Here is a 10,723-nt window from a genome sequence, read left to right on the forward strand (position 1 = left end):
CCCCCGGTCCGGGCGTACCCCCCGCCGACCGCGCGCTGGCCCGACCGCGCCGGCGGCTCCTGGCCGCCGTGTCCGCCCTGGCGGCGCTGGCCGCCGTGGGCGCCGGCAGCCTGCTCGACCTGCGTACGCCGGCACCGACGCCGGCGAGCGCGCCGGCTGACGAGTTCAGCGCCGGCCGGGCGTACGCGGACGTCCAGGTCATCGCGGCCCGGCCGCACGTCGCCGGCAGCGCGGCCAACGATCAGGTACGCGCACACATCGAGCAGCGGCTGCGCGGGCTGGGCCTGGAGACCGAGGTGCAGGACACGGTGGCCCCCGAGGCCGGCCAGCTCAGCGGGGCGGCGGGCGGGACGACAGTGGCCCGGGTCCGCAACGTGGTGGCCCGGCTTCCCGGCACTGATCCGACCGGCCGGGTGTTCCTGGTCGCCCACTACGACTCGGTGCAGACCGGGCCGGGCGGCAACGACGACGCGGCGGGCACCTCGGCGATCCTGGAGGTGGCGCGTGCGCTGGCGGTCGGCCCGAAGCCCCGCAACGACATCGTCTTCGTGCTTACCGACGCGGAGGAGGCGTGCCTGTGCGGCGCGTCCGCGTTCGCGGCGAGCCATCCGCTGGCCGCGGACGGCGGGGTGGTGCTCAACCTGGAGGCGCGCGGCTCCACCGGCCCGGTGATCATGTTCGAGACGTCGAAGGACAACGCCAAACTGGTGGACGTCTTCGGCCGGGCCGCCCCGCACCCGGTCGGCACCTCGTTCGCGGTGGAGATCTACCGTGCGCTGCCCAACGACACCGACTTCACCGCGTTCCTCGACGAGAAGTTCGTCGGGTTGAACTCGGCGTACATCGACGGCGGCGCGATCTACCACACCCCGCTGGACACCCCGGCGGCGATGGACCGGGGCAGTCTCCAGCAGCACGGGGACAACGCGCTGGGCCTGGCCCGGGAGTTCGGCCGCACCGACCTGACCGACCTGCGTTCCGGGCAGGACGCCACCTACTTCCCGGTCCCCGGCGGGCTGGTCCGCTACCCCGGCTGGCTCACCCTGCCGCTGGCTCTGCTCGCCGTGGCCGCCGTGGCCGCGCTGGGCTGGCTGACCCGCCGCAGCGGGCGGGCCAGCGTCGGCCGGCTGGCCGCCGGCTTCGGACTGGCCCTGGTGCCGATCGTCCTCGCGCCGGTCGCCGCCCAACTGCTCTGGCTGGCGATCACCACGATCCGCCCGGGGTACGCGGAACTGCTCGACCCGTACCGCCCGATCTGGTACCGGTTGGCCGTGCTGGCGCTCGCCGCCGCGATCCTGTTCACCTGGTACGCGCTGCTGCGCCGCCGGATCGGCCCGGCCGCGCTGGCCATGGGCGGGCTGGCCTGGCTGGCGCTGCTCGGTGTGCTGCTCGCCGTGGCGGTGCCCGGCGGGGCGTACCTCACCACCCTGCCGGCCCTGGCCGGCGCTCTCGGCGGGCTGGTCGCGCTGCGGACCCGGCAGGCCGGGCCGTGGCCGGTGGTGGCGGTGACCGCCGCCGCCGCGGTCGGGGTGGCCATCCTGCTGCCGACAGTGGTGCTGCTGTTCCCCGCGCTGGGGATGGGGATGGGCGGGGTGGCCGCGCTTGTCGCGGTGCTGCTCGGCCTGACCGCCCTGCCGGTGGTCGACCTGTTGCATCCGCAGGCCGGCGGGCAGCGCGGCATGCGCGCGCTGCGGGCCCGGCGGCTCGCGGTGCTCCCGGCCGGCGCGGCCGCCGTCGCGGCGGTGGTGCTCGCCGGGGTCGGGCTTGCCGTCGACCGCTTCGACGCCGAGCACCCCGCGCCCACTCACCTGATGTACGCCCTGGACGCGGGCACCGGCCAGGCCCGCTGGCTGAGCCACGAGGCCGACCCGCAGCCGTGGACGGACGGCTACGTGGACGGGATGGCCAGCGTGGAGGACGACTTCCCCGGGCTCGGCGACGGTGAGCTGCGGGTCGGCCCGGCGGCGGCGGCGAACCTGCCGGCGCCGAAGGTCGACGTGCTGGCCGACAGCACCTCCGGCGATGAGCGCACGCTGCGGCTGCGGCTCACCCCGCAGCGGTCGGTCCGGCTTGCCACCCTGCACGTCGACAGGGCGACCGCCATGGTGCTGCGCGCGGACGTGGCCGGCCGGTCGGTGCCGGTGGAGCCCCGCGAAGGCAAATGGGGCTTCGGGCTGGTGTTCCACGCCCCGCCGACCGAGGGGATCGAGGTCACGTTGACGCTGCGGCCGATCGCCGCGCAGGTGTCGCTGCGGGCGATGGACGCCAGCGACGGGCTGGACGCGCTGCCCGGTTTCCGGCCCCGGCCACCGGACGTGGGCGTCGTCGGGTCGCACAGCTCCGAAATGCTGGCGGTGGCGCGGACCTACCCCTTCTGACGGGACGGGTCATGGTCCGGCGGGGGTGCTCCCCGCCGGACCCGCGTCCTTTGCTCTGCACCCGCGGACGCACCACCTACATACGGTGACCGGTCAGTGCGGCGTGGCCGGGCCCAGGTCGCTCGGGTCGGTGTTACCACCACAGATGATCACCGCGACCCGTTCCCCCGCCTGCGGCACGTACGCGCCGCCGACCAGCGCGGCCAGCGCCGCGGCACCCCCGAACTCGGCGGCGACCCGCAGCTCCGACCAGAGCAGCCGACGCGCCCGCACCAGGTCCTCGTCGCTGACCAGCACGGAGACCACCCCGGTCCGGCGGGCGGTGTCGTACGCGATCTCCCCGATCCGGCGGGCGCCAAGCGAGTCCGTGGCGACACCGCCGACCTCGATGTCGACCGGCCGGCCCGCCTTGAGAGCGGAGTGCAGGGTGGGGATCTGCTCGGGCTCGACGGCCACGACCCGCACCGACCCGTCGAACCAGCTCGCGATGCCGGACACCAGTCCACCGCCACCGACCGCCACCAGCACCGTGTCGATCCCGTCGAGCTGCGCCTCCAACTCCCGGCCCACGGTGCCCTGACCGGCCACCACCTCCGGCTGGTCGTACGCGTGCACGACCAACGCGCCGGTCTCCTCCGCCCGCTCGGTGCTCGCCGCCAGGGCCTCGGCGTAGTGCTGGCCCACCTGCCGCACCTGAGCGCCCAGCTCCGCCAGCCGCTGCACCTTCACCGGCGACGAGGTCACCGGCACGAAGACCTCCGCCGCCACGCCAAGCGACCGGGCCGCGTACGCCACCGCGAGCCCGTGGTTGCCACCGGAGGCGGCGATCACCCCGGCCGAGGGCAGCGGCCCCTGGAGCATCCGGTTGAACGCACCCCGCGGCTTGAACGAGCCGGTGTGCTGGTGCAGCTCCAACTTGAGGCTGAGCTGGCCGGGCACGCCCAGGTCAGCGCCGTCGACAGCGATGACCGGGGTTTCCCGGACCCACCCGGAGACAAGTGCGGCGGCCGCCTCGACGTCGTTTCTGTCCACCATGGGAAACGCCCTTCGCTGGTGAGCCCGACGAGCATCCTATGGAAATTTCATCGCCGCTTCGGCGGGGGCGGCGGCGACCCGCCCGGCGATGGATACTCCTGCCATGACGCTCCCGACCACGCCGGGGTTTACTTCCAGCGGAAGTGGACGAAGAGTCGGCCGAAGTTCTTGGAGTCCTTCTCCACGCGGTGGTAGAGCTGCTTGACGTCCTTCTGGTCGAGGAACCGCAGCACCCGCTTCTTGAGCTGGCCCGACCCCTTGCCAGGGATGATCTCCACGAGGGTGGCCTTCTTCGCCACCGCCTCGTCCATGATCCCGCGCAGCGCGCGGTCGATGTCCTGGCCCTTGTTGAAGATGTCGTGCAGGTCCAGCTTGAGCTTCATGCCGCAGCCCCCGGCCGGTCAGGTCCCATGTCCGCCATCCTAGGCACCTCCGGCGGGCCGCCCGCCGGACGACGAAGGGGCGGCCCCGCAGGACCGCCCCTTGCCCGTCACCGGTTTCGCGTTCAGCGGGTGCCGCCCACGCGGGCCTCGACCCGCTCCAGCGCCACCCGGTAGTCGTCGTTTGCCGCGTACATGGCGGCGGCGATCCGCAGGTGCCGCAGCGCGTCGGTGGGCCGGTTCAACCGCTCCAGCGTCCGACCGAGCACGTGGTGCGCGTAGTGGTCGCTCGGGTCCCGGTCGACCAGCTCCCGCAGGTGCTCCTCGGCCCGGTTGAGCTGGGCCGACTGGAAGTACGCCCGGGCCAGCAGCTGCCGGACCGCCGCGTTGCCGGGTTCGGCGTCGACGATCGGCTCCAGCAGTCGGGCCGCTCCGCTCGGGTCACCGGTCTCGAAGAACATGGTCGCCCGCCGGTAGTCCGCCAGAAGATCCATCTGCCCACCTCCTCGGGTCGCACCGTCACCTGTTCCGACGCTGGCACAACACCTGGCGTTTGGCGACTGTTCCCGGGGTCGAGATCGCGTCAGGTTCGGGCGTCCCGGCGGCCGGCGGCCAGTTCCCAGGCGCGGACGCCGCCGACGATGCCCGCCGTGTTGGGCACCACCACGACGTCGTCGCCCATCCGGGCGAGCTGCTCGGGCCGGATCAGCCGCGAGTTGCCCCCGCCCAGGTAGAGCCGGTCCCAGCGGAACACCGGGCGGAGCCCGTCCACCACCTGTCGGATGCGGCGCGACCAGAAGGCGTCGCCGAGCCGGCGGCGTTCCGGCTCCCCGACGTACGTGTCGTAGGTGGTGCCCCAGCGCACCGGCGCGTGCGACAGCTCCAGGTGCGGGGCGAGCACACCGCCGTCGAAGAGGGCGCTGCCAAGCCCCGTCCCGAGGGTCAGCACCAGCTCGCAGCCCGTCCCGGCGACCACACCCGCCCCGTGCACCTCGGCGTCGTTGAGCACGAGCGCCGGCACCCCGAACGCGTCGGCGAGCGCACCTCGCGCGTCCCAGCCGGACCATTCGGCCAGCAGGTCCGGGTCGACCCGGCTGCGGGGGCCGCTGCGGGTCACGTAGTGCGGGGTGGAGACCACCACCCCGTGCCGGATCATTCCGGGTACGCCGACGGTCAGCCGGTCCGCCGTGGGCAGCCGAGCGCCCAGATCCAGCAGGGTCCGGACGAACAGGGCTGGCGGCAGCGGGTACGGGGTCGGCACCCGCAGCGGCCGGGCGCGCATCGTGCCGGCCTCGTCGAGCACGGACGCCTTGATGCCCCCGCCGCCGCAGTCGATCGCCAGTGTGGTCACCACGCCGTTGAGTCTGCCCGCTGCCGTCGGTTCGTATGCGGGCAGCCGGATAGGCTGCCGTCCTGATGAGCGCCACGATGATCGTCAAGGACCTGGCCGCCGGGCACGGCGACCGCTCACTCTTCGCCGGGCTGGACCTGGTGGTCGCTCCCGGCGACGTGATCGGCCTGGTCGGGCCGAACGGGGCAGGCAAGTCGACGCTGCTGCGTACCCTCGCCGGGTTGCTGCCGGTCGAGGCCGGCAGCGTGCGACTCAGCCCGCCCACCGCGACCGTCGGGCACCTGCCGCAGGAGCCCGAGCGGCGGCCGGGCGAGACGGTACGCGACTTCCTGGCCCGCCGGACCGGGGTGACCGCCGCGCAGGCGGCCCTGGACGCGGCGACCGAGGCGCTGACCGCCGGGACGGCGGGCGCGGACGACGCGTACGCCGACGCGCTGGAGCGCTGGCTCGCCCTCGGCGGCGCGGACCTGGACGAACGCGCCGAGCAGGTGAGCGCCGACCTGGGGCTGGCGGTCGACCTGGACCATCCGACGACCGGGTTGTCCGGCGGTCAGGCCGCCCGGGCGGGGCTTGCGTCGTTGCTGCTCAGCCGGTACGACGTGTTCCTGCTGGACGAGCCGACAAACGACCTGGACCTGGCCGGGTTGGAGCGGCTGGAGGAGTTCGTGACCGGGCTGCGGGCCGGCACGGTGCTGGTCAGTCACGACCGGGAGTTCCTGACCCGCACGGTGACCCGGGTGCTGGAGCTGGACCTGCCGCAGCAGCAGGTCAACCACTACGGCGGCGGCTACGCGGCCTACCTGGAGGAGCGCGAGGTGGCGCGGCGGCACGCCCGCGCGGACTTCGAGGAGTACGCCGACACGAAGGCCGGGCTGGAGGCGCGGGCGCGCACCCAGCGGGGCTGGATGGACAAGGGCGTGAAGAACGCCCGCCGCAAGGCCACCGACAACGACAAGATCGGCCGCAAGTTCCGCGCCGAGGCGAGCGAGAAGCAGGCCGCCAAGGCCAAGCAGACCGAACGGCTGATCGAACGGCTCGACGTGGTGGAGGAGCCCCGCAAGGAGTGGGAGCTGCGGATGGAGATCGCCGCCGCGCCCCGCGCCGGCGCCGTCGTGGCCACGCTGCGCAATGCGGTGGTACGCCGTGGCGGCTTCACCCTCGGCCCGGTCGACCTCCAGATCGACTGGGCGGACCGGGTGGCGGTGACCGGGGCGAACGGCTCGGGCAAGTCCACCCTGCTGGCCGCGCTGCTGGGGCGGCTGCCGCTGGACGAGGGCACCGCCTCACTCGGGCCGGGCGTGGTGGTGGGCGAGGTGGACCAGGCGCGCGGGTTGTTCCTCGGCGACGCGCCGCTGATCGACGCGTTCCAGGCGGCCGTACCCCATCTGTCGCCGGCGGACGCGCGGACCCTGCTGGCCAAGTTCGGGCTGCGGGCGGCGCACGTGCCGCGACCGGCGGCGACCCTCTCCCCCGGTGAGCGGACCCGGGCGGCGCTGGCGCTGCTCCAGGGTCGCGGCGTCAACCTGCTGGTGCTCGACGAGCCCACCAACCACCTGGACCTGCCGGCCATCGAGCAGCTCGAGTCGGCGCTGGCCAGCTACCCGGGCACGCTGCTGCTTGTCACCCACGACCGGCGGATGCTGGCGGCGATCGAGACGAACAGGCGCCTGCGGGTCGACGGCGGGCGGATCGCCGAGGATTGATCCGTGCCGGCGGGCCGTCGCGGGGTGAGAATGACGCCATGCTCAAGTGGGAGTACGCCCTGCTGGTCCGCCGCCGTCAGGCGGCGACCAATGACCTGGGCTGGGAGGTCGTCTTCGTCTGGTACGGCCCGGACGGCTCGATGGTCGACGTGACGCCGTACGGCGACACCTCGCTGGCCCACCTCAACCGGGCCGGCGACCAGGGCTGGGAGTTGGTCGCCATGAGCGAGGACCCGTCCCTGCCCGGCAACCACGAACTGCACCGCTACCACCTCAAGCGGCCGAAGCCCGCCGACCCGCCACCCCGGCAGCGGATGCGCGGCGGCCGTCGCACCCTCTCGGGCTGACCCGGCCGTCCGCGGAGGCGGTGGCCCTGTTGAGCGATATACCTGTGAGTCATATTCATGCCCCAGAGGTATGCCGCTCACCACGGTGCCGCCGCCGGCTGCGACACACCTGCGGCGCTGCGCCGGGCCCCGACGGCGGGGTGGACGGGCGGGGCATACCGGGCGCGAATGCGGGTAACGCGCGGCGGGAGGTGGCCCGAATGGTCGCTTTGGCACAGACTCCACCCTCGGCCGACCGGCTGCGGGCGATCGACGAGTTCCTCACGCAGGCGTGGGCGGACCAGGTCCGGCACGACGATCGGCTGCGCGGTCTCGCCGTGGACGTGCGGTTCGACCGGGGGGTCGCCCATCTGAGCGGCGAGGTGGCCGAGCCAGCCGACCTGCGGCTGGTCCGCGACCTGGTGGGGCGGCTGGCCGGGGTGTACGGCGTCTGGTGCCGCGTCGGCGTCGGTGGCCGGGAGCCGGTGGTGGTGGACCTCGGTTGTGGCCCGACCAAGCAGTGGTCGAGCAACCTGGGGCTGGACATCTACCCGGCGCCGGGGGTGGACGCCGTGGCGGACCTGTCCGGCTCGCTGCCGCTGGCCGACAACTCGGTGGACGTCCTGTTCGCGGTGCACATCCTGGAGCACCTGATCGACTTCCTGCCGCTTGTGGACGAGTGCCACCGGGTGCTCCGCCCGGGCGGCGTGCTGCACGTGATGAGCCCCTGGTGGGGGCACGTGAACGCGGTTGCGGACCCGACCCACGTCCGGCTGTTGGACGTGCAGACGTTCAAGGGGATCTGTCAGCTCCGGCCACCCGGCACCCCACGCTGGTATCCGCTGCACGCCGGCTGCGACGGCGCCTCGATCTTCGCTGACCTGACCCCGCTGCCCGCCGACGCCGACCCGGCGCCGAAGTCGCACCTGGCCCGCTTCTTCGACTAGGGGGTCTGGGTGGATTCGCGGAACTCCAGGCGGTAGGGGGCGGACACTTCTCTCGCCGGGGCGGTCCGGTCGCCGTCCAGGCGGTTGGCCAGCAACTCGACGGCCAGCCGGGCGATCTGCGCCTTGTCCGGTGCGACGGTGCTCAGGGTGGGGATCGAGAAGCGGCCGTCCTCGATGTCGTCGAAGCCGACAACCGCCACGTCCTCGGGCACCCGCAGACCGGCCTCGTGCAGCGCCCGCAGGGCACCGAGGGCGAGTGTGTCGTTGAAGCAGAAGACCGCGTCGGGGCGTACGCCGGAGGTGAGCAGGCCGCGCATCGCGGCCGCGCCGTCGGCGCGGTGCCAGGCCGGCGCGGGCGCCACGAGGGCTTCGTCGTAGTCCAGTCCGGCGGCGCGCAGCGCGTCGGCGTAGCCGGCCAGCCGCAGTCGGGCGCTTGCGCCCTCGTCGGTGCGTTGTGAGCCGACGACCGCGATCCGGCGCCGGCCGAGGCCGATGAGATGGCTGGTGATCTCCCGGGCCGCGCCCACGTTGTCGATCACCACGCGGTCGGCCGGGCCGTGGTCGATCCGCTCGCCGAGCAGCACCATGGGCGTGCCGTCGAGGCTGGCCAGGTCCTCCGCGGTGAGGGCCAGCGGGCTGAAGATCAGCCCGTCGATCAGGTGGTCGGTGATGCCGGACGCGACCACCCGTTCCTGCTCGCGTCCGCCGCCGGTCTGGTCGATCAGCACGGTCCAGCCGAAGTCGGCGGCGGCGGTGACGACGTGGCGGGCCAGCTCGGCGAAGTACGGGATGTCCAGTTCCGGTACGGCCAGGGCGATCACGCCGGTGCGGCCCTTGCGCAGGTGCCGGGCGGAGAGGTTGGGCCGGTAGTTGAGTTCGGCGATGGCCTCCTCGACCCGGGCGCGGGTGTCCGGCCGGACGTGGACATAGCCGTTCACCACGTTCGAGACGGTCTTCACCGACACGCCGGCCCGCTCGGCCACGTCCTTGAGCCTGTGCCGCACTTCGCACCCTCCCCGAGGTAACCCAGCGCACCATACCTCTTCGGCAGCCCTTTACAACGTTGCCTACAACGTTGTACAAACGGTGGACACCGGGTGAGCGGTGACTGCGGTCACCCGGCACCGGCACTGACGAAAGGTGGCACCCCTTGCGGACCGCGAAACTGACGATCGACCCGGCCTTCTCGATCGGGCCGGCCGACCGACGTCTCTTCGGCTCCTTCGTCGAGCACATGGGTCGGTGCGTCTACGGCGGCATCTACGAGCCCGGCCACCCCGACGCCGACTCCCGCGGCCTGCGCCGCGACGTGCTGGAGCTGACCCGCGAGCTGGGCGTCTCCGTGGTCCGCTACCCGGGCGGCAACTTCGTCTCCGGCTACCGCTGGGAGGACGGGGTGGGTCCGGCCGGTGACCGGCCGCGCCGGCTCGACCTGGCCTGGAAGACGATCGAGACCAACGCGTTCGGGCTTGACGAGTTCATGACCTGGGCGGCCGAGGCCGGCGTCGAGCCGATGATGGCGGTCAACCTCGGCACCCGCGGCGTGCAGGAGGCGCTGGACCTGCTGGAGTACGCCAACCACCCGGGCGGCACCGAGCTGTCCGACAGGCGCCGCAAGCACGGCGCGGAGGACCCGTACGGGGTGCGGCTGTGGTGCCTGGGCAACGAGATGGACGGCCCGTGGCAGGTCGGCCACAAGACCGCCGACGAGTACGGCCGGCTCGCCGCCGAGACCGCCCGCGCCATGAAGATGATCGACCCGTCGATCAGCCTGGTCGCCTGCGGCAGCTCCAACCGGCGGATGCCCACGTTCGCCGCGTGGGAGGCGACCGTGCTGGAGCACACCTACGAGCACGTCGACTACATCTCGGCGCACACCTACTACGACCCGTCCGACGGTGACCAGGCCAGCATCCTGGCCTCGGCCGTCGACATGGACAACTTCATCACCGAGGTCGTGGCGACCGCCGACCACGTGGCCGCCCGGCAGCGGCACCGGCGCAAGCTGAAGATCTCCTTCGACGAGTGGAACGTCTGGTACGAGTCCCGCCTCCAGGCCGACCTGGACCGGCGCGGCTGGGTCGAGGCCCCGGCCCTCATCGAGGACGACTTCACCGCGGTCGACGCCGTGGTCGTCGGCGACCTGCTGATCACCCTGCTGCGGCACGCCGACCGGGTCGGGGTGGCCGCCCAGGCCCAGCTGGCCAACGTGATCGCGCCGATCCGCACCCGCAACGGTGGTCCGGCCTGGCGGCAGAGCATCTTCCACCCGTTCGCGCTGACCGCCCGGTACGCCCGGGGCACCGTGCTGCGTACCGAGCCGGTGTCGCCGCGCTACGAGACGAAGAAGTACGGGGACGTGCCGGTGCTCGACACCGTCGCAGTGCACGACGAGGAGACCGGCGAGCTGACCGTCTTCGCGGTCAACCGGGACCAGACGGACCTCGCATTGGACATCGACCTGCGCGGCCTGCCTGGACTATCCGGTTGTTCGTTCCAGAGCATCGCCGCCGGGTCGGACCCGTCGGCGACCAACACCGAGGCCGAGCCCGACCGGGTGACGCCCCGGGAACTGCCCACCCCCACCCCCGACGGCCGCCGGT

General features: G+C 73.2%; 10 protein-coding genes. 5 read left to right on the forward strand and 5 right to left on the reverse strand.

Annotated elements, in window-relative coordinates; genetic code table 11:
• On the forward strand, positions 1 to 2,378 hold a 2,378-nt coding region (locus FHG89_RS30715), incomplete at its 5' end, for a M28 family peptidase (RefSeq protein WP_425280246.1).
• Positions 2,379 to 2,471: 93 nt separating this feature from the next.
• On the opposite strand, the gene FHG89_RS30720 is transcribed toward FHG89_RS30715, so the two are convergent.
• From FHG89_RS30720 to FHG89_RS30735, 4 genes are all read right to left on the reverse strand, one after another.
• On the reverse strand, positions 2,472 to 3,413 hold the full coding sequence (locus tag FHG89_RS30720; RefSeq protein WP_139587881.1) for a threonine/serine dehydratase: 942 nt from the start codon (positions 3,411 to 3,413) through the stop codon (positions 2,472 to 2,474).
• 128 nt (positions 3,414 to 3,541) lie between these two features.
• Positions 3,542 to 3,796, reverse strand: coding sequence for a Smr/MutS family protein (locus tag FHG89_RS30725; RefSeq protein WP_088987488.1), 255 nt, complete (start codon positions 3,794 to 3,796; stop codon positions 3,542 to 3,544).
• 122 nt (positions 3,797 to 3,918) lie between these two features.
• Positions 3,919 to 4,287 (reverse strand): tetratricopeptide repeat protein, encoded by a 369-nt coding sequence (locus FHG89_RS30730; RefSeq protein WP_139587882.1) that lies wholly within the window; start codon positions 4,285 to 4,287, stop codon positions 3,919 to 3,921.
• Between the two features lie 89 nt (positions 4,288 to 4,376).
• Positions 4,377 to 5,147 (reverse strand): ROK family protein, encoded by a 771-nt coding sequence (locus FHG89_RS30735; RefSeq protein WP_139587883.1) that lies wholly within the window; start codon positions 5,145 to 5,147, stop codon positions 4,377 to 4,379.
• A 62-nt stretch (positions 5,148 to 5,209) separates the two neighbouring features.
• Between FHG89_RS30735 and FHG89_RS30740 the strand changes: the two genes are divergently transcribed.
• From FHG89_RS30740 to FHG89_RS30750, 3 genes are all read left to right on the forward strand, one after another.
• On the forward strand, positions 5,210 to 6,847 hold the full coding sequence (locus tag FHG89_RS30740) for an ABC-F family ATP-binding cassette domain-containing protein (RefSeq protein WP_139587884.1): 1,638 nt from the start codon (positions 5,210 to 5,212) through the stop codon (positions 6,845 to 6,847).
• A 38-nt stretch (positions 6,848 to 6,885) separates the two neighbouring features.
• On the forward strand, positions 6,886 to 7,194 hold the full coding sequence (locus FHG89_RS30745) for a hypothetical protein (protein WP_124822832.1): 309 nt from the start codon (positions 6,886 to 6,888) through the stop codon (positions 7,192 to 7,194).
• 200 nt (positions 7,195 to 7,394) lie between these two features.
• Complete coding sequence (locus FHG89_RS30750) at positions 7,395 to 8,120, forward strand: methyltransferase domain-containing protein (RefSeq protein ID WP_139587885.1); 726 nt, start codon at positions 7,395 to 7,397, stop codon at positions 8,118 to 8,120.
• Here FHG89_RS30750 and FHG89_RS30755 read toward each other — a convergent pair.
• Positions 8,117 to 9,124 carry a LacI family DNA-binding transcriptional regulator gene (locus tag FHG89_RS30755; protein ID WP_139587886.1) on the reverse strand — a complete coding sequence of 336 codons (1,008 nt, stop codon included), beginning with the start codon at positions 9,122 to 9,124 and terminating at the stop codon, positions 8,117 to 8,119. The two genes, FHG89_RS30750 and FHG89_RS30755, sit on opposite strands and share 4 nt — an antisense overlap.
• A gap of 146 nt (positions 9,125 to 9,270) precedes the next feature.
• Here FHG89_RS30755 and arfA point away from each other — a divergent pair.
• Positions 9,271 to 10,723: arabinosylfuranosidase ArfA (arfA, locus tag FHG89_RS30760; protein WP_139587887.1), on the forward strand; the 1,453-nt coding region annotated here is incomplete at its 3' end.

The sequence above is a fragment of the Micromonospora orduensis genome (assembly GCF_006228125.1).
GTDB lineage: Bacteria > Actinomycetota > Actinomycetes > Mycobacteriales > Micromonosporaceae > Micromonospora > Micromonospora orduensis.

Bases quoted from the DNA above. Each gene is read 5' to 3' on its own strand.
- FHG89_RS30720 (WP_139587881.1), bottom strand. From the start codon at position 3,413: ATGGTGGACAGAAACGACGTCGAGGCGGCCGCCGCACTTGTCTCCGGG.
- FHG89_RS30725 (WP_088987488.1), bottom strand. From the start codon at position 3,796: ATGAAGCTCAAGCTGGACCTGCACGACATCTTCAACAAGGGCCAGGAC.
- FHG89_RS30730 (WP_139587882.1), bottom strand. From the start codon at position 4,287: ATGGATCTTCTGGCGGACTACCGGCGGGCGACCATGTTCTTCGAGACC.
- FHG89_RS30740 (WP_139587884.1), top strand. From the start codon at position 5,210: ATGAGCGCCACGATGATCGTCAAGGACCTGGCCGCCGGGCACGGCGAC.
- FHG89_RS30745 (WP_124822832.1), top strand. From the start codon at position 6,886: ATGCTCAAGTGGGAGTACGCCCTGCTGGTCCGCCGCCGTCAGGCGGCG.
- FHG89_RS30750 (WP_139587885.1), top strand. From the start codon at position 7,395: ATGGTCGCTTTGGCACAGACTCCACCCTCGGCCGACCGGCTGCGGGCG.